The organism is Ferrovibrio terrae, assembly GCF_007197755.1.
Taxonomy (GTDB): domain Bacteria; phylum Pseudomonadota; class Alphaproteobacteria; order Ferrovibrionales; family Ferrovibrionaceae; genus Ferrovibrio; species Ferrovibrio terrae.
Genome location: NZ_CP041636.1, coordinates 180,676 through 203,001 on the forward strand (window position 1 = coordinate 180,676; position 22,326 = coordinate 203,001).

Here is a 22,326-nt window from a genome sequence, read left to right on the forward strand (position 1 = left end):
TGGGCGGGACGCAGCACGGCTTCAGTTCAGCTGGATGGTTCCGAGATAGGAGCCGGACACGCTCAGGTTTGGCCGGGCCTCTTCGGCCATGCGGCTCAGGGCCGAACAGCTATAGGTCGCACGCACCGGAGCCGTGAGCGAGCAGGTAGACAGATCGGCCTGATTGTAGAAAAGCTGCGGGTCGCCGCAGTGCTTCTGCACCAGCGCCAGAATCTGCTCAGGCTTATGGCTGAGCCGGTTGTAGCAGAGCGAAAAATACGGCCGGCCAGTGCGCGGATGGTTCGCCGCGGGCAGAAGACCGATCTCGAACTGGTTGCCATCCGTCGGCAGCCGGCGGCCCAGCATGTAGGGATCACCTGCAACCGCGCCGCAGGCGGTCAGGCCAAGCAGCAGGCTGGCCGCAAGGCCGCGTCGCCAGGATATGGGGTGCCAAGTCATAGGGCCACTTTGCCGCGCCGGTCCGTTAACGGCAAGTCCCTGTCTCCTGACAAATCCGCCTCAATTCAGGCATAATCCGGCGCAATCGTCTGACTCCAGCAACACAACGCGGTGATTTGATGTCGTGGCACGGCAAGCCGGTGATCGTGACCGGCGGGATGGGATTTATCGGTTCGAATCTGGTGCGGCGCCTGCTTGAGGCGGGCGCGCAGGTCACGGTGATCGACCGCATGCTGGCGCAGTATGGCGCCAACCCTTTCAATCTGTCGGGCCTGGCCCTGACCGAACTGATCGAGGCCGATATCGGCGCCGAAGCCGCCATCTTCGAGGCGATCGGCAAAGCGGCGGTGATCTTCAATTTCGCCGGCCAGACCTCGCATATGGATTCGATGAAGCAGCCGCTGGAAGACCTGCGGCTGAACCAGGAAGCCAACCTGCGCTTCCTCGAACTGGTGCGGCGGGTCAATCCGCAGGCCCGCCTGATCTTCAGTTCGACCCGCCAGTTCTACGGTCCGCCGCATTACCTGCCGGTCGACGAGAAGCATCCGATCGCGCCGCCCGATATCAACGGCATCCACAAATATGCCGCCGAATCCTATCACATGCTCTATGCCCGCGTGCACGGCATGCGCACGACCGCCTTGCGCCTGACCAACGTGTTCGGTCCGCGCATGCGCATCCGCGATGCCAAGCAGACCTTCCTCGGCATCTGGATTCGCCATGTGATCGAGAACAGCCGCTTCGAGGTCTGGGGCGGCGAGCAGAAGCGCGACTTCACCTATGTCGACGATCTGTGCGATGCCGTCCTGCTGGCGGCCGACACAGAAGCCACCGCGGGCCAGATCTACAATATCGGCGGCTGTCCGCCGATGTCGCTGCTGGAGCTGGCGGAGCTGCTGATCAAGGTTGGCGGCAGCGGCGGTTTCGAGCGCAAGGAATTTCCCGCCGAACGCAAGAAGATCGATATCGGTGATTACGTGGCCGATGATGCCGCCTTCCGCGCCGCCACCGGCTGGATGCCGAAGACGTCGCTGGCCGATGGCCTGAAGCAGACGCTCGAATTCTATCGCGGCAATGCCGCGCATTACCTGTGAGAGCCCCCACGATGATTCCGCAGACCAACCCCAAAGCCGCCTATCTCGCCCAGCGCGAGGCGATCGATGCAGCAATCCGCCGCGTGCTGGAAAATGGCTGGTATATCCAGGGCGAGGAAGTCGCAGCCTTCGAGCGCGACTTCGCCGCCTATACCGGCTCCAAACATGCCGTGGCCTGCGCCAGCGGCACCGATGCGCTGATCCTCGCGCTGCGCGGCCTTGGCATTGGCCCTGGCGATGCCGTGATCACCGTGTCGCATACCGCGGTCGCCACCGTCGCCGCCATCCAACTGGCCGGCGCGACACCCGTGCTGGTGGATACCGACGAATACTGGGCCATGTCGCCGCAGGCGCTGGAGGCCACGCTCCAGTCATGGCCGGCCGGCGCGCCAAAGCCCAAAGCCGTGATCCCCGTGCATCTCTATGGCCAGCCGGCAGCGATCACCGAGATCGCCGCGATTGCCGAGAAACACAACCTGATCCTGATCGAGGACAATGCGCAGGCGCATGGCGCCACGCTGAATGGCAGGATGGTCGGGCGCTGGGGCAAGGCGGCGGCCTACAGTCTCTATCCGACCAAAAACCTCGGCGCCATCGGTGACGGCGGCATCGTCACCACCGACGATGACAGCGTGGCGGACGCCCTGCGGGCGTTGCGCGAATACGGCTGGCGCGAGCGCTATATCAGCGCCATTGCCGGCATGAACAGCCGCCTCGATCCGCTGCAGGCCGCTGTTCTGCGTGTAAAGCTCATGGCATTGCCCGCTGATACCGCACGCCGCCAGGCGATTGCCGCACGCTACAGCGCCGGGCTCGCCGGCCTGAACGGCCTTGCCCTGCCCAGGATTCGCGCCGGCGCCGCTCCGGTCTATCATCTCTATGTCGTCGACGCCGGTGCGCGCCGTGACGAGCTGCAGGCGAAGCTGAAGGACAAAGGTGTCGGCACGCTGATCCATTACCCGGTGCCGGTGCATCTGCAGCCGGCCTATCAGGGCAAGATCGCACTCGGGGCGGGCGGTCTGCCCAATACCGAACGCGCGGCCAAAAGCGTGCTCAGCCTGCCGCTGTTCCCGCAGCTGCCCGACAGCGATGTCGATACGGTGATTGCCGCCGTGAAAGCCGTCTGGTGATCACGCCGCGCGCGTGATCAGGAAGACACCGCAGCAGACCAGGCCGATGCCGGCCAGCTTCGACATGGTGATCGGCTCGCCGTAGAGCCAGAAGCCGAGCAGCGCCACCAGCACGTAGGACAGCGATACGCTCGGGAAAGCGATCGAGACCGGGATCTTGCGCAAAGCGTACATGTAGCAGAGCGCCGCGGCGAAATAGAGCGCGAGACCGATGATCGACTGCGGCGCCAGGAACTGCTGCAGCAGGGTTTCGCCGCCGGCACCGGATTTCAGCAGCATCTGGCCGCCGACGCCGAGCAGCACGCCGACGCCGAGCGCGACATAAAACCAGATCATGACCGCGTCTCCGTTGGCAGAGCTTTTTCGTTGCGCTGCACGTCGCGCACGATGAATTGCGGCTTCCGGTTCACGGTCAGGAACAGCCGGCCGAGGTATTCGCCGACCAGGCCCAGCATGATCAGCTGCACGCCCGCCAGCAGCAGGATCGCCGCCATCACCGAGGCATAGCCCTGCGGCGTACGGCCACCCAGCGCCTCGATCAGGATCACCAGGAAGACCAGCAGGCCGAGGCCCGCCATGACGAAGCCCACCAGCGTGCCGATACGCAGCGGCATCACCGAGAAATTCAGGAACATAGACATGAACAGCCGCACCAGCCGGCGGATCGTGTAGTTGCTGCGGCCCTCGGCGCGCGCCAGATGCTGCACCTGCAGGCGGCCGATATTCTGCGTCACCTGCATGATCAGGCCGTCCACATAAGGGAACGGCCCGGTATGCTCCAGGATGTTGCGGGCGACAAACGCGCTCATGCAGCGAAAGCTGGAGAGATACAGGCCTTTTGGCTTGTCGAGCAGGTTGTCGGCGCACCAGTTGGTGAAGCGGCTGCCGAGGTTGCGCCAGGCGGCATGCTGCTTGTCGGCATAATAGGTGTAGACGACGTCGTAGGCATGGTCCTTGGCATAGCGCCACAGCCGCACGACTTCCTCGGGCGGGTTCTGCAGGTCGTCGTCCATGTTGATGATGTATTCGCCACGCGCCTGGCTCAGGCCCGCCATCACGGCGTTATGTTCGCCGAAATTGCGCGCCAGGTTCACCACGGTGAGCGCGACCGAATTCTGCCGGCACAGATCGCGACAGACATCGAGCGAATTGTCCGGGCTGCAGTCGTTGACCAGCACGATCTCGTGGCCGCCCGGCACGTCCAGTTTGGCCAGCGCCTCGACCAGCGTGGGCACGCTGGTAGCGCCGTTATAGACCGGAACCACGATCGACAGCGCGAAAGCCGGGGCCGCATCTGCCGTGCTGATCATGTCGCCCTGCATTGCCATCTGCCTCATGGTTTCTTCGCCTCGATCCAGACCGAACCACCGAAGGGCAGCTGCAGGCCGATCCCGGCCAGCCGCCGCTCGATCACCATGACGGCATGGAACAGGCGGTCCTGCCAGGCCGGGAAAGGCTTCACGTCGCTGCCCTCGCCGCTCCCTGTACCCGCCGTCAGGCGGTGCAGCAGCATTAACGGAAACAGCAGGCTGTTCCAATAGCCGCCGGAGACGGCGACAAAACCGGCCTCGGCCAGCCGGCGACGCGCCTGACCCATCGTATAGCGCCGCTTGTTGTGGACATGAACGTCATGCGCCGATGCCATCCACTGATAGGCCGGCAGGTTCAGCAGCAGGGTACCGCCCGGCGTCAGGCAGCGCAGGAACTCGGCCAGTGCGGCCGGCTCATCCACCGCGGCATGGCACAGCACATCGGCGCTGACGATCGCGTTGAATTGCCCGTCCCCGTAGGGCATGGCATTGACGCTGCCGACCTGCAGCTTGTCCGGGGCCCGGCCGGGCGGTAGCTTCCCGCGCGCCAGTGCAGCCGCCTCTGCGTCGTATTCCAGCCCCTGCAGGTCGAGATCCGGTCGCAGGACCGCCAAACGCGCCAGCAGCCCGCCAGTGCCGCAGCCGGCATCCAGCAGCCGGGCGCCTGCCGGCAGGCCCAGACGGGCTATACGGTCCAGCAGACGGGCATGCAGGGCGCGATACCACCACATGGTCGCCTCCAGCATCGCCATCCGGTGGTATTCAACCCGTTCCATTCGCCGTTACCGGTTTTCCATTTGATTTGTATGTAAGTGAATGATTTACCAAGACGACCTAGCTTAGGCCAGTGCAATTGCCCGATCCCGCCATGAATACCAGCCAAAACACCCAGGATGCCGTGCTGCGCCGCGGATGGGACTGGCCGCGCCTGCTGCACGGCCTGGTGCTGGCTGTCTGCGCGCTCTGGCTGATCGGCTACTTCTTTCCGCCGATCAACCACGACACCGCTGTCCTGCTCTATATCTCGAAGAGCTGGCTCAACGGCGGCCGCCTCTTCATCGACGCGATCGACATCAACACCCCGCTGGTCTTCGTCGTCCACCTGCTGCCTGAGTTCATTGCCAAGCTGACCGGCATGCAGGGCACCACCGCACTGGTCGGCCTGCTGGGCCTTGGCATCGCCGCCTCGTTCATCACCTGCCGTAAGGTGCTGGCCGCCAGCCTGGATCCGGCGCATGCCACCGCTGACGCGCTGCTGCCGCTGCTGCTGCTGTTCCTGCTGATCGTCTATCCCAACAACATGTTCGCGCAGCGCGAACACATGATGCTGGTTCTGGCCATGCCCTATCTGCTGGTGGCCAGCGGACGCGCCGACGGCGAAGACCTGTCGAACCGACTGAAGATCGCCACCGGATTGATGGCTGGCGTCGGCTTTGCCATGAAGCCGTATTTCTTGGGAATGCCGCTGTTCGTCGAACTCTACATCGTCAGCCAGGTTTCACTGCGGCGCAGCCTGGCCGATCCGGCACCCTGGGCCGTGCTGGCCGTCTGCGTCGCCCATGCGCTGTTCGCCATCATCGTCACGCCGGAATATTTCACCGTCGCCCTGCCGCTGGCGCGCGCCTTCTACAGCGAAGTCAGCCAGTGGAGCATGTTCGACCTGGCGCTGAGCGCCAATCTCGGCCCGCCCACCTTCATCCTGCCGCTGCTGGGCATCGCCGCCTTCCTGGCGGTGCGCTCGCATATGGCGCGCATCATTTTCCTGGCCGGCATCGGCGGGCTCCTCTCGGGCTACGCGCAAGGCAAGGGCTGGCCCTATCACGCACTACCGGCCCAGGCGCTGACCCTGCTGCTGGCCGGCGTAATCATCGCCTATGTGATGGACCATGTGGTCTGGCCCAAGCGCAGCGACAACCGGCCCGCCAGGCTGTTTGCCGCCGCGCTGATGCTGCTGATCTTCTATCAGGAAGGCCTGCACAGCCGACCGTTCTTCAAGCAGCTGGAATACCGTGGCTCGGACCTGCAGCGCCTGATGCATGTCGTGAAAGCCGAGCGCCGCAACGACCGGGTGCTGGTTCTGTCGCCCGGTATCTATCCGCATTTTCCCATGCTGAACTATCTCAACATGAAGATGACCATGCGGTTCGAGAGCATGTGGCTGTTGCAGGGCGCCTATTCGGACTGCCAGGAGCTGGCGCCGCTGTACAATCCGCCGGAATCGATGAGCCGGGCCGAGGAATTCGTGTTCCGCAGCGTGGCGGAGGATTTCTACAGGAAGAAGCCGTCGCTTCTGATCGTCGACAACGTTCCCGGCATTCCGCGCTGCCAGGGCGAGGCGTTCAATTATCTGGATTATTTCTCGCGCAATCCGCTCTTCGCCAAGCGGTTTGAGGATTACGACCGCGCGCTGGACCTCGACCGTTATACGATTTATCGCCGGCGCGACGGTCTCAAGTAACCCAGATCAGACGTGGAAGCTTTCGCCGCAGCCGCAGCGGCCCTTCTCGTTGGGATTGCGGAAGACGAAGCCGGATTGCAGCTTGTCTTCTTCCCAGTCGATCTCGGTGCCGAAGATATACATCTGCGCCTTCGGCTCGATCAGAACCGTGACGCCCTTATCCTCGACCACCTCGTCGAACTTTTGCTTCTCGGTGGCATACTGGATGTCATACGAGAAGCCCGAGCAGCCCTTGGTCTTGATCGCGATGCGCAGGCCGATCACCGGCTTGTCCGACTGCGCGATCAGCGTACGTACACGCTCCGCCGCCGCGTCGGTCAGCGTAACCGGCTTGAAAGCCGGACGGGCCGCTGCTGTCGTGGTTTCGGTCGTCGTCATCACATCACACCCAGTTCAAGCCGGGCCGCCTCGGACATATGCTCCGGGCCCCACGGCGGATCCCAAACGACATCAATGGTCACCTCGCCGACACCGGGGATGGAGCGGGTCTTCTGCTCCACCTCGGCAGGCATCGACTGGGCGGCCGGACAGTTCGGCGAGGTCAGGGTCATGTCGATCTGGACATCCCGGGCCTCGTTTACGTCTACCTTGTATATAAGGCCCAATTCGTAAATGTTAACCGGAATCTCGGGGTCGAAGACGGTCTTGATCGTCTCGATCACCTGGTCGCGCAGCTCGTCATGGCCGGCAGCGCCGCCTGCCGGGGGGTTCTGATCAATTTCTTCAGGCGCCGACATCAGCCAAAAATCTCCCTGACCCGCTTCAGGCCGGCGCACAGCGCATCGATTTCGGCCCGCGTATTGTACATCCCGAAACTGGCCCGCACCGTGGCCTGCACTCCCATCCGCTCCATCAGGGGATGGGCGCAATGCTGGCCGACCCGGACCGCAATTCCCTCGCGATCAAGGATAGTGCCGATATCGTGCGGGTGAATGCCCTCCAGCACAAAAGACATCACGCCGGCCTTGTGCGCGGCCGTACCGATCAGGCGCAGCGAATTGACCGCCGACAGCTTCTCAGTGGCATAAGCGGTCAGGTCGGCTTCATGGGCGGCAATCGCCTCCAGCCCAACGGAGTTCACATAGTCGATGGCGGCACCCAGCCCCACGGCTTCCACGAAGGCCGGCGTGCCGGCCTCGAAACGGTGCGGAATGTCGTTGTATTCAGTCTTCTCGAAACTGACCGACAGGATCATGTCGCCACCGCCCTGCCAGGGCGGCATGCCTTCCAGGATCTCGGCCTTGGCATAGAGCACGCCGATGCCGGTCGGGCCGTAAAGCTTATGCCCGGTGAAAACGTAGAAATCGGCATTCAGCGCCTTCACGTCGACCTGCATATGCTGCACGGCCTGACTGCCGTCGATCAGCACTTTCGCGCCCTTTTCATGGGCGACGCGGATCATCTCGGCCACCGGCAGGATGGTGCCCAGCGTATTGGACACATGCGCCGCGGCAATCAGTTTGGTTTTCGGCCCGATCAGCTTGACGAATTCATCCCAGACCAGTTCGCCGCTGTCGCTGATCGGCGCGACCTTCAGCTTCACGCCATAGCGCTCGCCCAGAATCTGCCAGGGCACGATATTGGCGTGATGCTCCAGATGCGTGATCAGCACCTCGTCCCCGGCCTTCAGATTCTTCCAGCCCCAGCTATGGGCGACCAGATTGACGGCTTCGGTGGCGTTGCGGGTGAAGACGACCTCGCGGGTGTCTTTCACGCCGATGAAATGCGCGACTTTCTCGCGCGCCTTCTCGTATTCGTCGGTGGCCAGCTGGCTCAGCTGGTAGATGCCGCGATGCACATTGGCATAGGTATGCTCGTACATCCGCGTCATCGCCTCGATCACCTGGCGCGGCTTCTGGGCGCTGGCGCCGCTGTCGAGGAAGACCAGCGGTTTGCCATGCACCTTCTCGGACAGGATCGGGAAATCGGCGCGCACGCGCTCGACATCGAAAGCCGGGGCGGACTGTTTCGGGAGCGCACTCATGCCTTGCCCCCCTTTTCGCTATTGGCGGCCAGCCAGCCTTCGACAAAGGCTTCGACATGATCGCGCAACGCGCCCTCCGGCGCGGCACTCACGACCTCATAGGCAAAGCCGCTGAGCAGCAGACGGCGCGCTTCGGCCACCGGGATGCCACGCGCCTGCATGTAGAACAGCTGCTGCGCATCCACGTCGCCGATGGAGGCGCCATGGCTGCATTTCACGTCGTCGGCGAGGATTTCCAGCTCCGGTTTGGTATCGATCTGCGCCCGGTCGGCCAGCAGCAGGGTGCGGCTCAACTGCTGCGCATCGGTCTTCTGCGCCTGTGGCGCGACACGGATACCGCCCTGGAACACCGCATGACCATGGTCGTCGACCACATGCTTGAACAGCTGGTTGCTGCTGCAGTCGGGCACGGCATGATGCAGGAACAATGTGTGGTCGAGATGCGCGGCACCATGCGCCAGCACCAGACCCTGGATATCGGCCTTCGCATCGCGGCCGACAAACTCGACATGCAGTTCGTGGCGCGCCAGCGCTGCACCGCCCTGCACCGAGACATGGGTATAGCGCGCACCAGCGCCGATCGACACGCGGCCAAGGGCGGCGTGATAAGCCGCGTCATGCTCGGCCTGCAGGCGGATATGGGTGAGCCTGGCGCCCGCACCGACCGCGACATGGGCATAGACATTGGTCCAGCCGGCAGCAGACGCACCGCCATCGCGATAGCTTTCCAGCACGGTGGCTTCGGCCTTGGCGCCGAGACGGATCAGGTGACGGAGATTGACCAGCGCCGGCACACCGAAGCTGACGATCTCGACCGGCTTGTCCAGCGTGACACCATCTTGCAGCAGCAGCACGACACCGTCGCTGGCCAGCGCCGCATTCAACTCGCTGAGCGAAACCTCGCGCCCGTCGCCGGCAGCAGCCAGTGCATCCTTGAGGGCATCGCCGGCCGCGCTCAGCGGTGCCAGCGTGGCCCCCTTGGGCAGCGCGCCGATCTTCGAGGCCGCGGCATCGAAGCGGCCGTTGACGAAGACCAGCCGGTGGCTGTCGACGTTCAGCGCGGTGGCCTTCAGCCGCACCGGATCGACGCTGCCGTCATTGGCGGGCAATGACCAGACCTGGCGCTCCAGCGCATTCAAGCCGGTGAATTTCCAGCTTTCCAGCTTGTGGTTCGGCAGGCCGAGACGCTGAAACGCCTCGATGGCAGCCTTGCGGCGTGCCGCCACGGCGGCATCTTTGGCGCCAGGCAAACTGCCGGCCGTCGCCTCGAAGGCGCCAGCAAGATGTTCAGTGAAGGGCAAAGCGGACATGATCAGTTTGCCTTACGCAGCATCCGCGATGATATCGGCATAGCCCTTGGCCTCGAGTTCGAGCGCCAGCTCTTTGCCGCCGGTCTTGATGATGCGGCCCCTGGACAGCACATGCACCACATCGGGCACGATGTAATCCAGCAGGCGCTGGTAATGCGTGATCACCATGGCCGAACGTTCGGGCGAACGCAGCGCGTTCACGCCCTCGGCAACGATCTTCAGCGCGTCGATATCCAGGCCGGAATCAGTCTCGTCCAGAATCGCCAGCCTGGGCTCCAGCATGGCCATCTGGAATACTTCGTTGCGCTTCTTCTCGCCGCCCGAAAAGCCCTGGTTGACGGCGCGCTGCAGGAACTTCTCGTCCATCTGCAACTGCTTCATCTTGGCCTTGGCGGTCTTCAGGAAGGTCATGGCATCCATGTCGGCCAGGCCCTTGTGCTTGCGCACGGCATTCACCGCCGAGCGCAGGAAGGTGGCATTGGCGACACCGGGAATTTCCACCGGATACTGGAAGGCGAGGAACACGCCTTCGCGGGCGCGTTCTTCCGGCTCGAGATTGAGCAGGCTCTGGCCGTTGAAAATGATGTCTCCTTCGGTGACCTCATAGCCGTCGCGACCAGCCAGCACGTAAGACAGCGTCGACTTGCCGGAGCCATTGGGCCCCATGATGGCATGGATTTCGCCGGCCTTGATGGTCAGGTCGATACCGCGGAGAATTTCCTTGCCATCGACGGTGGCGTGCAGGTTCTTGATCTCAAGCATGGGGGCAATCCTTGGAGGTAATCTTTAACCGACCGAGCCTTCGAGGCTGACACCGAGCAGCTTCTGGGCTTCGACGGCGAACTCCATCGGCAGTTTCTGCAGCACTTCCTTGCAGAAGCCATTCACGATGGTGGAGACGGCATCTTCCTCGGACAGGCCGCGCTGGCGGCAGTAGAACAGCTGATCGTCGGAAATGCGCGAGGTGGTGGCTTCATGCTCCACCTTGGCGGAGCGGTTCTTCACTTCGATATAGGGCACGGTATGGCCGCCGCAGCGGTCGCCGATCAGAAGGCTGTCGCACTGCGAATAGTTGCGCGCGCCGGCCGCGCCCGGCATCACGCGCACCAGGCCGCGATAGGTATTCTGCGCACGGCCGGCCGAAATGCCCTTGGAGATGATCGTGGACTTCGAATTCTTGCCCATATGAATCATCTTGGTGCCGGTATCGGCCTGCTGGGCATTGTTCGCCACCGCGACCGAGTAGAACTCGCCAACCGAGTCATCGCCCTGCAGGATCACGCTGGGATATTTCCAGGTGATCGCCGAACCGGTTTCCACCTGGGTCCAGCTGATCTTCGACCGCGCACCACGGCAGGCGCCGCGCTTGGTGACGAAATTGTAGATGCCACCCTTGCCGTTCTTGTCGCCCGGATACCAGTTCTGCACGGTCGCGTAGCGGATTTCGGCATCTTCCATCGCCACCAGTTCGACCACGGCGGCATGCAGTTGGTTATCATCGCGCATCGGCGCGGTGCAGCCTTCCAGATACGAGACGTAGGCGCCCTTGTCGCAGATCAGCAGCGTGCGCTCGAACTGGCCGGTCTTGGCCTCGTTGATGCGGAAATAGGTGCTAAGCTCCATCGGACAGCGCACGCCCGGCGGTATGTAAACGAACGAGCCATCCGAGAAGACGGCGGAGTTGAGCGTGGCATAGAAGTTGTCGGTCACCGGCACAACCGAGCCGAGATACTTCTGCACCAGTTCGGGATGCTCGCGCACGGCTTCCGACATCGAGCAGAAGATGATGCCCATGTCCTTCAGCTTGCCCTTGAAGGTCGTGGCGACCGACACGCTGTCGAACACGGCATCGACCGCGACGCCCGCGAGGATTTCGCGTTCCTTCAGCGGAATGCCGAGCTTCTCGTAGGTGGCGAGCAGTTCAGGATCGACCTCGTCGAGGCTTTTCAGCTTCTTCTTCGGCGCGGAATAGTAATGGATGTCCTGGAAGTCGATCTCGGGATAGCTGACCTTGGCCCAGCCCGGCTCGCCCTTTTCCTTGGCCATGCGCAACCAGGACTTATAGGCGCGCAGGCGCCAGTCCAGCATCCACTGCGGCTCGCCCTTCTTGGCCGAGATGAAGCGGACGGTGTCTTCGCTCAGGCCCTTGGGCAGCAGCTCGGATTCAATGTCGGTGACAAAGCCGTACTTGTATTCGCCGGCGAGGCCTTCAACGGTTTCGATGGTTTGCGCATTGGCAGCCATGGGGCTTGGCTCCGGACTGAATTTAAGCGTTGGGCGGCGGCGCGGCCGCACGGGTCGGCAGCGGGCCGAAGAAGTCGTAGGTGGGACGCGCCAGTTCGGCCAGCGTCACGCCTTCCAGCGCGCTGCGGATGGCGGTGTTGATGCGGTTGATGCCGCGGCGCGACACGCACAGATTCTCGCGGTCGCAGGCGCTGGGCTGCTGATGGTCGGAACACTGGGTCAGCGCGATCGGGCCATCCAGCGCCGTAATGATGGCGGCAACGGTGGTTTCTTCCGGCGCGGCCGCCAGACGGTAGCCGCCGCGCGCGCCGCGCTGCGAGGCCAGCAGGCCGTTCTTGGCCAGCTTGGCCATGATCTTGGCCACGGTCGGCCCCGGCAGGCCGGTGGCCTGGGCGGCATCGGCGGCGTTGTGCACCCCGACCGGATCGGCGGCAACATGGGCCATGACCATGACGCCGTAATCGGCCAGGCGGCTCAGGCGCAACATGTTGCAAATCCTTCGCAATTGCAATTCGGACCGATATAGTCCGATTTGTCGGGCGGCAAATAAGACCAAATCGGTATGGTTTGCAAGATGATTTCCGAACCTGGGAAGTCAAGCAGGTTAAACCGGTCTTAAGGGGTTCTGCGGCAATGGTTAATATTGGCATTTCAACCGGGGACCAGGCGTGAATCGGAAGCAGCGGCGGGCGCAGGAAAAAACGGCCGGCAAACAGCCGGTGGGTACCGCTCAGGCCCCGGCGGGCCCGGTGCCGGCGCCAGAGGTGCAGCGCGAGGCTAATCGCTTCAATGATCAGGCGCTGCAGGCCCATGCCGCCGGCCGCAACGACGAAGCGATCAGCCTGCTGCGCATGGCCATCACGCTCAACCCGGGCCAGCCGCTCTACCACAACAATCTCGGCGAACTGCTGCGGATGCAGGGCCTGACCGATCTGGCCATGGCGAGCCAGGACGAGGCGCTGCGCCTCAACCCCAATTACGCCGAGGCGCACAGCAACCGCGGCAACCTGCTGCGTCAGCTCCAGCGTCGCGAGGAAGCGATTGCCGAATATCGCGCGGCACTCAGGCTGAAGCCTGACTTTGTCGATGCGCTGAACAATCTGGGGGCGGTGCTGCTCGATCAGGAAGATCACCCCGGCGCCGCCGAGGTGCTGAAGAAAGCCGTGAAGCTCAATCCCGAGATCGGCATGGCGCAACGCAATCTCGGCATGGCGCTGTCGGCGCTGAACGATCTCAAGGGCGCCGAAGCTGCCTACACGGCGAGCCTGACTGCCCGCATCAAGCCGGCCGATGGCGGTGCCGCCGAAACCCATCTGCTGCTGGGCGACATCGCGCGCGCGGGTAACGATCTCGACGGTGCCATGCAGTGGTATGAGCGTGGCTGGCGCGAACGCCCCGGCTATGGCGAGGCGCATAACCGCTACGCCGTGGCGCTGATGGTGGATGGCCGCTATCGCGAGGCCTGGCCGCATTTCGAGGCGCGCTGGAGCCTGGCCGAAACCGAGATCGACAAACGTCCGTTCACGCTGCCCTTCTGGAAGGGCGAGGCGCTGGCGCCGGGCCAGACCCTGCTGCTGTTCACCGAACAGGGCGTCGGTGAATCGCTCGTGCTATGGAGTGTACTGCCCGAGCTGCTGGCCCGCGGCATTACCCCGGTGATCGAATGCGACCCGCGTATGATCCCGATCCTGCAGCGCAGCTTCCCCGGCATCGAGGCGCATGGCCGCGCCAATCCGCCGCATCCGCGCTTTGCCGCGGCCGACCTTGCCATGCAGGCAACGCTGTTCGACCTCGCGCGCGTATTCCGTAACTCACCCGCCGACTGCACCGGCGCATTGCCGATCCGCGCCGATGTCAATCGCGCTGCCGGCCTCCGTGCGCAATATCAGGACGGCACCAGCCAGCCGCTGGTCGGCATCGCCTGGCACAGCGGCAGCCCCAAACTGGGCGCGCCCAAGTCGGCCAAGCTGACCGATTTCGCGCCGTTCCTCACCCTGCCCGGCCCGCGCTTCGTCGATCTGCAATACGGCAACCGCGCGGCCGACCGCGACGCCGTGAAACAGGCGCATGGCGTCGACGTGATCGCCGACGCGGCCATCGACCAGCTGAAGGACCTGGATGCCTTTGCCGCCCAGGTGGCGGCGATGGATGTCGTGGTCTCCACCAGCAACACCACCGCGCATATGGCGGCTGCGCTGGGCAAACCGACGCTGATCCTGCTGCATCACGGCATCTCGCCGCACTGGTACTGGACCCGCAACGGCGAGACCACGCCGTGGTATCCGACCGCCCGCCTGCTGCGTCAGCCGAAATCCGGCGACTGGGGCAGCCTGGCGGAAAACGTGGCTGCCGAATTGAAGCAGCGCTTTTCCTGAACTACATCTTGGACATGACACCCGAGCTCAACAGCGCTTTCAAGGCCGCCATGCGGCGGCTGGCCGCCACCGTCACGGTGCTCTCCACCACCGCCGAGAATGGCAGCCGCCATGGCATGACCGCCACGGCGGTGACCTCGGTCTCGGCCGATCCGCCGGCGGTGCTGGCCTGCGTCAACCGTTCGGCGGCGCTGCATGCCCAGCTCGGCCTGGGCCGGCGGCTGTGCATCAACCTGCTGCATTGCAGCCAGCAGCGTCTGTCGGAAGTGTTTGCCGGCGGGATGGAAGGCGATATCCGCTTCAACGAGGGCGACTGGCTGAACAATGCCGAGGGCGTGCCCTATCTGGCGGACGCGCAGGCGAATATCTTCTGCGAGATCGAGGCCCTGCATGCCTATGGCACGCATTCGGTCTGCATCGGGCGGGTGACCAGTGCGGTCTGCCGCGCGGACGTGGCACCGCTGGTCTACCAGGACGGCACCTACATGTGCACCGGGCCGCTGGTCGAGTAAATCAGCTGTAGTGCGAGACCGCCTGCAGCAGGCGGCGAAACTCGTTCACGACCTGGCGTTCCACCGCTTCATTCAGCGCGACGGTGCTTTTCAGCTTGCGCGGACGCAGGGGCACCACCGGTGCGGCCCGCTTCGTCTCCTGGACAGCAGGGCGCGACGATGGCCGCGGGGCTGGCTGCGGCGCGCGACGCGGCAGCGGCGTAACCTTCGCGGCTGGCCGCGGCTGGCCGAGCGGCGCCAGCTTCAGCTTGGGATGCTCCTTGAAGCCGGCCGAGGCATAGACGGCGATGTCGCTGCGCCCGTCCGGCAGTTCCTCGATCAGCAGCAGCGTCGGGAAACGTGCTGCCAGCAGCGCGAAGGTTTCATCCGGCAGGAAGGACGGCTCCGGGATGGCGCACCAGCGCCGCTGTGCCTCAAAGCCGAGCGGCCGGTTATGCGCCTTGTAGATGCGGCCGAGGTGATCGGCGAAATTTGGATCCTTGTGGAAGACCAGCACGATCTGGCGATGCAGATCGTTCGGGCCGTGACGGCGGCAGACCAGCAGTGCGAGTTCATCCGGCCGCGCGCCCAGTGCGGCAGCCGCGCCGAAAAAGCCCAGCACCGTGCCGGCGGCACGGACATCCTGGGTCAGGAAGCCCAGTCGGTCGGCATGCCGCAGCGTACCGATGGGGCTGAAGAAGCGCGGGTTAAGGGTCATGGCCTGTCTCTGGCCATATTTTAGCGGCCAAAAGCGCCAGAGTCTCCGCTTTAAGACCCGGATCCTGCTTGAGACTCGGTAATGGTTAACCGAGCAGGCGGGCCCACCACCCGTAGCGCCAGCCGGCCAGCGCGACTCCAGCCAGTACGCCGAGGAAGAGATAGAAACCCCAGGGCTGACGCTTCTCGGCATAGGGATCGGTCAGCGCCCGCTCCGAACCGGGCGGCAGTTTCGCCAGATGCGTCAGGCTGCCGCCGAAGGGAATATTGATCAGCGCACGCGCATTCACCGCCCAGCCATTGGCATCCAGCAGCGGGCCGAGATTGCGCTGCCGCAGTTTCATCGCCGCGATGACCATCGACGGGCCGGAGATCAGCAACACCACACCGATCACCGCCAGCGGAATCTGCCACCAGGCGAGATTGAGGAAGCCGGTGACCACCGTGGCCAGCGCCGTGCCGATGGCGCCGATGGCCAGACCGATGGCCGCGAAAATGCCGGCGAACTTGCCTGCGTCGAATGCCTGCTGCTGCGCAGCGGGGGCTGCAGGGGCCGGCTGGCCCGAGATCGCCTGCGTGCCGGTTTGCAGCAGCTGGGTGGTCATCTGCTGCTCGCTGGCCTTGGACCGCGCGGCGGCGAATTTCTCGACCTGCTCGCCGAGAAACTTGCCGACCTTCTTGAACGGCAGCCAGAAGGCTTCGCGGATCGAAATTGGATGGCTGACGATCCGGATCACCACGGCATCCCAGTCGTGGCCGCTGCGGTCGTAGAACACACCGTTCCGCCCCACCATCAGCTGGTCGGCATCACCCGCGGTAATGGCGGCCGCAATCGTCATCTTTTCATTGGTCGGCTTGCCATCCGCCCCGCGCCGCGTGCATTCGCAATACAGCAGGTAGATGCGACTGAGCACGGCCAGTGTTGCATGCTTGGCCGGATCGTCGACCGCAATGCAGAGGTCGCAGGAGCGGCCATCGATGAACAGCGTGCCGACCTGGAACATCGCCTTGCCGCGCCGGGTGTAGAAATCCTTGAAGGCAACGAAGTTGTTGAGCAGCGGCACCAGGTCGCGCACATAACGCGCCAGCGTCTCGACCGAGGCGATGGCTTCAAATTCCGGCGCCAGCGCGGCATCCTTTTCGATCAGCGCGACGATCTTCTGCTGCGCGCCGCTTTGCCTGATCGCACGCAGGCGGGAAACGCCGAGCGGTTCGACCAGCATGCCGGCCTTGCGCTTGAGCCAGTCCGTCGCGGGCGCGAGACGCGCCTGCAGATCGCGCCATTCGGTCTCGCTGAGCGTGCCGCGTTCGCCTTCCAGCAATGGCGCCACGGCGGCGTCGCGCAGACGCGCCACATCGGCGGCCCAGGCCGGATTGACGCCCTGACCCAGCGGCAACGGGCGTTCAGCTTCGATGCGCGCCAGCGGAAAGGCGGTAACGGCCACGGCACCGGCCGACAGATCGGCATCGGCGACGGCCGCGAAATCCTTGTCGTCGGCATTCAGCGCGGCGCCGGATACGGGATCGTAAGCGGCGAGCCGGCAGCGGAAGAAATAGTCATCCAGCTTGGTGGCGAGTTTCTGCACAGCCTCGACGGCCGGCAGCGTGCCCTCGCCCAGGGGAAGGATGTCCGGCTTGGCCAGCGCCTCATCCCACCAGGCAAGATAGGCATCGAGTGCAGTGAAAAAAGCATCGGTCTCGTCCTTGCCGATGCCGGTTTCACCGCCGCGGTCCGGTTTTTCGCCGACCAGCTTCATGATGTCCTTCATCACCTGGGCGGTGTCGACATCTTCGCCGGCGGCAGACGGCGGCACGACGCCGTCGCCGTTGAACTGCGTCTTACCAAAGATACGGCCCACATCGGCGGCCTCTTCCGGGCTGATCGCGCCGGCATCGCCTTTGCCGATATTGGTCAGGATGCGCCGGGCCGAAGCCAGGATGCGTGCGCCATCTTCATGGTTGTCATCGATGGCGCTGAGCGGCAGTTCGCTATGGCCGGCGAACAGCACATTGGCGTCGCGCACCATGCGGCAGGTCCAGTTCACCGCAGCCAGCAATTCGAGCGCGCGGATGCGGCCGTCGTGGTCGCCGTCGATCAGTTCCAGCGTGCGGCGGTCGAAATCGATGCCCTTGATCGGGCAACTGAGCGCGAGCCAGAGTTTCTGGTCGAGACCCGAAAGATGCTTGAGGTCGTCGCCATTTTCGATGCGAAGCTGATCGAAGCCGCCGGCACGGAAGAAGCGCCAGCGATGCGGATTCTCCTGTTGCGGCCGCTCGGCCAGCCGGGTGCCGGTCTGATCAGTCTGCGCCTCAGCCATTGCAGCCTCCTGGAACACGATACAACCCGAGGATATAGCCGGGACTGATGGCTGCCAATTGTCGAATCAGAGCCAACCGCTGCGTCGGAAGCGCCAGTACAGGAATCCGCAGGCCGCAACAATGCCGGCCAGTACCATGGGATAGCCATAGGCCCAGCGCAGTTCGGGCATATGCTCGAAGTTCATCCCGTAAATGCCGGCAATGGCCGTGGGTACGGCCAGGATTGCCGCCCAGGCAGCAAGCTGGCGCACCACATCATTCTGCCGTGTGTTGGCCAGCAGGATTTCAGCCTCGAAGGCGGCAGCGGCGGCATCACGCAGATCGGTGATCGCCTCGGCCACGCGCTGCACATGGTCGTGCACGTCGCCGAAATAGGGCCGCAGTTCAGGCGCCATCATCGGCAGATCGAGCCGGCTCAGCCGGTTGCTGACCTCCAGCAGCGGCAGCACGGTTCCCCGCATGCCGAGCAGTTGCCGCCGCAGATGATACAGCCGCTCGATGCTCTTACGGTCCAGCGTCTCATCCAGCACATGGGTTTCGATCTCGGTGAGTTCGTTCTGTATGTCGTCGATGACCGGAAAGAAGTTGTCGGTCACGAAATCGATGATGGCATGCAGCGCTGCCGATTCGCCGAGCCGCAGCATCTCGGGCTTGCTTTCCAGCTTGCCGCGCACTTCCGCATAAGAGGAGGATGCGCCATGGCGAACGGAGATGACGTAGCCCTTGCCGACAAAAACATGCGTTTCGCCGTATTCCGGGATGCCATCGACCAGCCGCACCGTACGCAGCACCACGAAGATGCTCTCGCCATAGATGTCCAGCTTGGGGCGCTGGTGGGCGCGCTCGGCATCCTCGATGGCCAACGGATGCAGGCCGAACTGCTGCTGCAGCACTTTCAGCGCCGCCGGCTCGGGCTCGTGAAGGCCAATCCAGACAAAATCCGCTTCCGGCGGCACGGCAGTGCCGCAGGATTCGAATGGCACCTCACCCAGACGCGTGCCATCGCCATAGGCCGCGCAGGCCACCACACCCTTCATACCCCAACTCCCGGTCCGAATTTGCCCGGCATCATATCACCCGCCTTACTTCAGCGGCCAGAAGATCGGGATCAGCAGGGTGCCAACCACCAGAACGAGGAATGACAGCGGCATTCCGAGCCGCGAGTAGTCGCCAAAGCGATAACCGCCCGGCCCCATCACCAGCGTGTTGCACTGGTGCCCGATGGGGGTAAGGAAATCGCAGGCCGCACCCAGCGCCACCGCCATCAGGAAGGGATCAGGCTGGAGACCGAGTTTCTGCGCCAGGCTGGCGCCGATGGGGCCCATGATCAGCACGGTCGCCGCATTGTTGAGGAACGGCGTCAACAGCATGGCGCTGCCCATCATCAGCGCCAGCGCCCCCACCGGCGGCAGCGCATCCGCCGCGATGGCCAGGATGCCGGCGATCAGTTCGGCGCCGCCGGTCCTGCTGATCGAGTCGCTGATCGGAATCAGGCAGGCCATCAGCACGATGATCGGAATATCGACAGCCTCATAGGCTTCCTTCAGCGACAGCACGCGGAAAGCGACCATCAGCACGGCCCCGCCGAAGAAGGCCGTGGTGACCGGCACCAGCTTGAAGGCCACCAGCAACATCGCCACCACCAGCAACACAATCGGCAGATATTCCTGCCGCTTGCGACCGAAGCCAATGGAGCGATCCAGCAGCGGGAGGCAGGCGAGATTGCGGAGTGAGTCTGCCAGGGTTTCAGCCGGGCCCTGCAGTACCAGCACGTCGCCAGCCTGGAAGCGTATCTGGCTGAGACGCCGGTTCAGCGGCTGGCCCGAGCGGCTGATCGCCAAAAGGCTCAATCCCTGATGTTCGCGCAGGCGCAAGGACCGCGCCGATGCGCCGATCAGCGACGATTCACCTGTCACCACGGCTTCGACCACGCCCATGTCCCTGGGCGGCTCGCCGCGCGTGTTCTTCTCTTCGGCGCCCTCCTTCGGCGTTCTTGCATCGCGATCCGGATCTTCGGTGGCGCGCAGATCGAGCTTGGCTTCGTCGATCAGCTTGCGCAGCGCCACCGCCTCGGCGCGCACCACCAGGATGTCGTCAGCGAACAGCTGCCAATGCCAGGCGGGTGTATACCGGTGATGCTTCTCGCGGATAATCGCGACGACCTCTACATCGCCCTCGCCCAGTGCCTCAAGGTCGCCGACCGTCTTGTCTACCAGGGTCGATTTCTCGCCGACGCGCACCTCGGTCAGATAGGGATCGGTCTCGAAGGCCTGCTCTGCGGAAGATGGCGGCGTGCGGTTCCCCGGCAGCAGACGCCATCCGACCACCAGAAACAGCAGGCCGGCCACGGCAATGCCGAGACCGACCGGTGCGAAATCGAACATCTCGAAAGGCTGGCCGGTCAGTTCGGCGCGGACACGCGACACCAGGATATTCGGCGAGGTGCCGATCAGGGTGACGACACCGCCGATCAGCGAGCCGAAAGCCATCGGCATCAGCAGGTAGGAGACCGGCGTCTCGCTGCGGCGCGCCATCTGGATAGCGACCGGCAGCAGGATGGCCAGCGCGCCGATATTCTTCATGAAGGCCGACATCACCGTGGTGGCGAAGGCGAGCGCAGCGACCTGCAGCGTGATGGTGGTGAGATACGGCTCGCATTTGCGCACCATCCGGCCGATCAGAGTCGACTGGCCGACGCCGGCGCTGATCACCAGCGCCGAAGCTACCAGCACCACGACCTGGTCGCTGAACCCGGAAAACGCCTTGTCGGCCGGGACGACGCCGAGCGCCAGCGCCGCCAGCAGCCCGAACAGGGCGACAAGGTCGAAGCGAAAGCGGTTCCAGATGAACAGTCCGACAATGACTGCAATCAGACCGAAGGACAGGGCTTGGGGCAGGGTCACGGGAATATCCGGGCTATGGTGGCCCGGTACAACGGCCCAGCCCCGTTCCGCGTTCCCCAGACGGCAGAATACCGGGATAAATCGGGTGGCGGGGATCGAATCGCCGCCACCCGCATCAATAACGGATCAGAGCTTGCAGCCGCTGTCTTCCAGCTTGAAGAAGGCCTGCTCGCCCGGAATGGTGGCGAGCTTCTTGTAATAGTCGAACGGCCGCTTGCTCTCCGAGGGCTTCTTCACCTCGAAGAGATACATGTCATGCACCATACGGCCATTGGCCAGCACCTTGCCGCCCTGGCCGAAGAAGTCGTCGACCGGCAGTTCCTTCAGCTTCCTGGCCACCGCATCGGCATCCTTGCTGTTGGCGGCTTTCACCGCCTTGAGATACGACAGCGTGGCGGAGTAAGTACCGGCCTGAATCATGTTTGGCATGCGACCGGTACGCTTCATGAAACGCTCGCCGAATTCACGCGACTTCGCGTCGTTGTCCCAGTAATAGCCCTCGGTCACCACCAGGCCCTGGCCAGCCTGCAGGCCGAGGCCATGCACTTCCGCCAGGGTGGTGAGCAGGCCCGCCAGCTTCTGGCCACCCGACGTGATGCCGAATTCCGCCGCCTGCTTGATCGAGTTGATGGTGTCGTTGCCCGCATTGGCCAGGCCGACCACCTTGGCCTTCGACGCCTGCGCCTGCAACAGGAAGGACGCGAAGTCGGTGGCGTTGAGCGGATGCTTCACCGCGCCCAGCACCTTGCCGCCAGACGCAGTGACGATCTTCGCGGTGTCTTCTTCCAGCTGATAGCCGAAGGCATAGTCGGCGGTGAGGAAGAACCAACTGTCGCCGCCGGCCTTGGTCAGTGCGCCGCCGGTGCCGACCGCCAGCGCACGGGTGTCGTAGGCCCAGTGGAAGCCGTGCGGATGGCAGGAATCGCCGGTGATGCGCGAGGTGGCGGCGCCGACCACGATGTCGATCTTCTTCTTGGCCTTTGACAGTTCATGCACTGCGAGCGCCACCGAGGAGGTGGTGAGTTCGGTGATCATGTCGACGCCATCGGTGTCGTACCACTGGCGCGCAATCGACGAGCCGAGGTCGGGCTTGTTCTGGTGATCGGCCGAGATCAGTTCGATCTTGCCGCCCAGCACACTGCCACCGAAATCCTCGATCGCCATCTTGGCGGCCTCGACCGACCACTTGCCGCCGTAATCGGCATAGACACCGGACTGGTCGTTGAGCACGCCGATCTTCACGCCCTGCGCAAAAGCAGGCGCGGCGGCAAACAGCAAAGCTGCGCTGACAGCAGCACTGATACGGAGAGAGGGATTCTGCACGACATTCCTCCTGAGATTTTTTATGGAATGTCAGGCGTAATCGAAATTTCCGCCGTGAGCGAGTCAGATTCCGCGCACGGCTGCGTGAAGCATGCAGGTTACCGAGGCGTAATTCACTTCGGTGTTTATGCAGCTTTTATCTGGTATGTGGAACGCGGCGAACCAGTCGGCGTCAACTGCATATGGTTCGATGCAAGCCGCACGAGAGACGGCACAAACACAAACGGCGC

At 63.8% G+C, this 22,326-nt stretch carries 21 protein-coding genes; 5 read left to right on the forward strand and 16 right to left on the reverse strand.

What is annotated here, in order from left to right; all coding sequences use genetic code 11:
• Window positions 1-21: 21 nt before the first annotated feature.
• Complete coding sequence (locus tag FNB15_RS00860; RefSeq protein ID WP_144066899.1) at window positions 22-438, reverse strand: hypothetical protein; 417 nt, start codon at window positions 436-438, stop codon at window positions 22-24.
• Window positions 439-557: 119 nt separating this feature from the next.
• Between FNB15_RS00860 and FNB15_RS00865 the strand changes: the two genes are divergently transcribed.
• Window positions 558-1,532: an NAD-dependent epimerase/dehydratase family protein gene (locus FNB15_RS00865; protein ID WP_144066900.1), complete on the forward strand. Its 975-nt coding sequence runs from the start codon at window positions 558-560 to the stop codon at window positions 1,530-1,532.
• An 11-nt stretch (window positions 1,533-1,543) separates the two neighbouring features.
• On the forward strand, window positions 1,544-2,662 hold the full coding sequence (locus FNB15_RS00870; protein WP_144066901.1) for a DegT/DnrJ/EryC1/StrS family aminotransferase: 1,119 nt from the start codon (window positions 1,544-1,546) through the stop codon (window positions 2,660-2,662).
• On the opposite strand, the gene FNB15_RS00875 is transcribed toward FNB15_RS00870, so the two are convergent.
• The 3 genes from FNB15_RS00875 to FNB15_RS00885 are packed head-to-tail and all read right to left on the reverse strand — an operon-like array spanning window position 2,663 to window position 4,748.
• Entirely contained in the window at window positions 2,663-2,998 is a 336-nt protein-coding gene (locus FNB15_RS00875) for an EamA family transporter (RefSeq protein WP_144066902.1), read from the reverse strand.
• Window positions 2,995-3,999, reverse strand: coding sequence for a glycosyltransferase family 2 protein (locus FNB15_RS00880; protein WP_246068757.1), 1,005 nt, complete (start codon window positions 3,997-3,999; stop codon window positions 2,995-2,997). The genes FNB15_RS00875 and FNB15_RS00880 overlap by 4 nt, the downstream gene beginning before the upstream one ends.
• A complete protein-coding gene (locus FNB15_RS00885) occupies window positions 3,996-4,748 on the reverse strand; it encodes a class I SAM-dependent methyltransferase (protein WP_185973660.1) in 753 nt (250 codons plus the stop codon). Before FNB15_RS00885 ends, FNB15_RS00880 begins: the two co-directional genes overlap by 4 nt.
• A gap of 92 nt (window positions 4,749-4,840) precedes the next feature.
• Here FNB15_RS00885 and FNB15_RS00890 point away from each other — a divergent pair, with 92 nt between their 5' ends.
• Entirely contained in the window at window positions 4,841-6,430 is a 1,590-nt protein-coding gene (locus FNB15_RS00890; protein WP_144066903.1) for a hypothetical protein, read from the forward strand.
• Between the two features lie 6 nt (window positions 6,431-6,436).
• On the opposite strand, the gene FNB15_RS00895 is transcribed toward FNB15_RS00890, so the two are convergent.
• From FNB15_RS00895 to FNB15_RS00925, 7 genes are read right to left on the reverse strand one after another with little or no spacing between them, the layout of a single operon-like run.
• The gene (locus FNB15_RS00895; RefSeq protein WP_144066904.1) at window positions 6,437-6,808 is read right to left on the reverse strand and encodes a HesB/IscA family protein; all 372 of its coding nucleotides are present in this window, start codon (window positions 6,806-6,808) and stop codon (window positions 6,437-6,439) included.
• Entirely contained in the window at window positions 6,808-7,167 is a 360-nt protein-coding gene (locus tag FNB15_RS00900; RefSeq protein ID WP_144066905.1) for an SUF system Fe-S cluster assembly protein, read from the reverse strand. The genes FNB15_RS00895 and FNB15_RS00900 overlap by 1 nt, the downstream gene beginning before the upstream one ends.
• On the reverse strand, window positions 7,167-8,414 hold the full coding sequence (locus FNB15_RS00905) for a cysteine desulfurase (RefSeq protein ID WP_144066906.1): 1,248 nt from the start codon (window positions 8,412-8,414) through the stop codon (window positions 7,167-7,169). Before FNB15_RS00905 ends, FNB15_RS00900 begins: the two co-directional genes overlap by 1 nt.
• Entirely contained in the window at window positions 8,411-9,724 is a 1,314-nt protein-coding gene (sufD, locus tag FNB15_RS00910; RefSeq protein WP_144066907.1) for a Fe-S cluster assembly protein SufD, read from the reverse strand. The genes FNB15_RS00905 and sufD overlap by 4 nt, the downstream gene beginning before the upstream one ends.
• 12 nt (window positions 9,725-9,736) lie before the next feature.
• Complete coding sequence (sufC, locus tag FNB15_RS00915; RefSeq protein ID WP_144066908.1) at window positions 9,737-10,486, reverse strand: Fe-S cluster assembly ATPase SufC; 750 nt, start codon at window positions 10,484-10,486, stop codon at window positions 9,737-9,739.
• A 24-nt stretch (window positions 10,487-10,510) separates the two neighbouring features.
• On the reverse strand, window positions 10,511-11,968 hold the full coding sequence (gene sufB, locus FNB15_RS00920; protein ID WP_144066909.1) for a Fe-S cluster assembly protein SufB: 1,458 nt from the start codon (window positions 11,966-11,968) through the stop codon (window positions 10,511-10,513).
• A 22-nt stretch (window positions 11,969-11,990) separates the two neighbouring features.
• Entirely contained in the window at window positions 11,991-12,455 is a 465-nt protein-coding gene (locus FNB15_RS00925) for an SUF system Fe-S cluster assembly regulator (protein ID WP_144066910.1), read from the reverse strand.
• A 262-nt stretch (window positions 12,456-12,717) separates the two neighbouring features.
• Here FNB15_RS00925 and FNB15_RS00930 point away from each other — a divergent pair, with 262 nt between their 5' ends.
• Window positions 12,718-14,343, forward strand: coding sequence for a tetratricopeptide repeat protein (locus FNB15_RS00930; protein WP_185973661.1), 1,626 nt, complete (start codon window positions 12,718-12,720; stop codon window positions 14,341-14,343).
• A 14-nt stretch (window positions 14,344-14,357) separates the two neighbouring features.
• The gene (locus FNB15_RS00935; RefSeq protein ID WP_144258579.1) at window positions 14,358-14,855 is read left to right on the forward strand and encodes a flavin reductase family protein; all 498 of its coding nucleotides are present in this window, start codon (window positions 14,358-14,360) and stop codon (window positions 14,853-14,855) included.
• A 1-nt stretch (window position 14,856) separates the two neighbouring features.
• On the opposite strand, the gene FNB15_RS00940 is transcribed toward FNB15_RS00935, so the two are convergent.
• The 5 genes from FNB15_RS00940 to FNB15_RS00960 all read right to left on the reverse strand — a co-directional run bounded on the left by FNB15_RS00940 (window position 14,857) and on the right by FNB15_RS00960 (window position 22,096).
• Window positions 14,857-15,552 (reverse strand): hypothetical protein, encoded by a 696-nt coding sequence (locus FNB15_RS00940; protein WP_144066912.1) that lies wholly within the window; start codon window positions 15,550-15,552, stop codon window positions 14,857-14,859.
• Window positions 15,553-15,637: 85 nt separating this feature from the next.
• A complete protein-coding gene (locus tag FNB15_RS00945) occupies window positions 15,638-17,869 on the reverse strand; it encodes a hypothetical protein (RefSeq protein WP_144066913.1) in 2,232 nt (743 codons plus the stop codon).
• A gap of 66 nt (window positions 17,870-17,935) precedes the next feature.
• Window positions 17,936-18,907, reverse strand: a complete 972-nt coding sequence (locus tag FNB15_RS00950) for a magnesium and cobalt transport protein CorA (protein WP_144066914.1) — start codon at window positions 18,905-18,907, stop codon at window positions 17,936-17,938.
• Window positions 18,908-18,952: 45 nt separating this feature from the next.
• Entirely contained in the window at window positions 18,953-20,773 is a 1,821-nt protein-coding gene (locus tag FNB15_RS00955) for an SLC13 family permease (RefSeq protein WP_144066915.1), read from the reverse strand.
• 126 nt (window positions 20,774-20,899) lie between these two features.
• The gene (locus tag FNB15_RS00960; protein WP_185973662.1) at window positions 20,900-22,096 is read right to left on the reverse strand and encodes an ABC transporter substrate-binding protein; all 1,197 of its coding nucleotides are present in this window, start codon (window positions 22,094-22,096) and stop codon (window positions 20,900-20,902) included.
• Window positions 22,097-22,326 lie beyond the last annotated feature (230 nt).

Excerpts from the sequence above, each read along its gene's own strand:
- FNB15_RS00860 (WP_144066899.1), bottom strand. The coding sequence starts at position 438 with ATGACTTGGCACCCCATATCCTGGCGACGCGGCCTTGCGGCCAGCCTG.
- FNB15_RS00865 (WP_144066900.1), top strand. The coding sequence starts at position 558 with ATGTCGTGGCACGGCAAGCCGGTGATCGTGACCGGCGGGATGGGATTT.
- FNB15_RS00870 (WP_144066901.1), top strand. The coding sequence starts at position 1,544 with ATGATTCCGCAGACCAACCCCAAAGCCGCCTATCTCGCCCAGCGCGAG.
- FNB15_RS00875 (WP_144066902.1), bottom strand. The coding sequence starts at position 2,998 with ATGATCTGGTTTTATGTCGCGCTCGGCGTCGGCGTGCTGCTCGGCGTC.
- FNB15_RS00880 (WP_246068757.1), bottom strand. The coding sequence starts at position 3,999 with ATGAGGCAGATGGCAATGCAGGGCGACATGATCAGCACGGCAGATGCG.
- FNB15_RS00885 (WP_185973660.1), bottom strand. The coding sequence starts at position 4,748 with ATGGAACGGGTTGAATACCACCGGATGGCGATGCTGGAGGCGACCATG.
- FNB15_RS00890 (WP_144066903.1), top strand. The coding sequence starts at position 4,841 with ATGAATACCAGCCAAAACACCCAGGATGCCGTGCTGCGCCGCGGATGG.
- FNB15_RS00895 (WP_144066904.1), bottom strand. The coding sequence starts at position 6,808 with ATGACGACGACCGAAACCACGACAGCAGCGGCCCGTCCGGCTTTCAAG.
- FNB15_RS00900 (WP_144066905.1), bottom strand. The coding sequence starts at position 7,167 with ATGTCGGCGCCTGAAGAAATTGATCAGAACCCCCCGGCAGGCGGCGCT.
- FNB15_RS00905 (WP_144066906.1), bottom strand. The coding sequence starts at position 8,414 with ATGAGTGCGCTCCCGAAACAGTCCGCCCCGGCTTTCGATGTCGAGCGC.
- sufD (WP_144066907.1), bottom strand. The coding sequence starts at position 9,724 with ATGTCCGCTTTGCCCTTCACTGAACATCTTGCTGGCGCCTTCGAGGCG.
- sufC (WP_144066908.1), bottom strand. The coding sequence starts at position 10,486 with ATGCTTGAGATCAAGAACCTGCACGCCACCGTCGATGGCAAGGAAATT.
- sufB (WP_144066909.1), bottom strand. The coding sequence starts at position 11,968 with ATGGCTGCCAATGCGCAAACCATCGAAACCGTTGAAGGCCTCGCCGGC.
- FNB15_RS00925 (WP_144066910.1), bottom strand. The coding sequence starts at position 12,455 with ATGTTGCGCCTGAGCCGCCTGGCCGATTACGGCGTCATGGTCATGGCC.
- FNB15_RS00935 (WP_144258579.1), top strand. The coding sequence starts at position 14,358 with ATGACACCCGAGCTCAACAGCGCTTTCAAGGCCGCCATGCGGCGGCTG.
- FNB15_RS00940 (WP_144066912.1), bottom strand. The coding sequence starts at position 15,552 with ATGACCCTTAACCCGCGCTTCTTCAGCCCCATCGGTACGCTGCGGCAT.
- FNB15_RS00945 (WP_144066913.1), bottom strand. The coding sequence starts at position 17,869 with ATGGCTGAGGCGCAGACTGATCAGACCGGCACCCGGCTGGCCGAGCGG.
- FNB15_RS00950 (WP_144066914.1), bottom strand. The coding sequence starts at position 18,907 with ATGAAGGGTGTGGTGGCCTGCGCGGCCTATGGCGATGGCACGCGTCTG.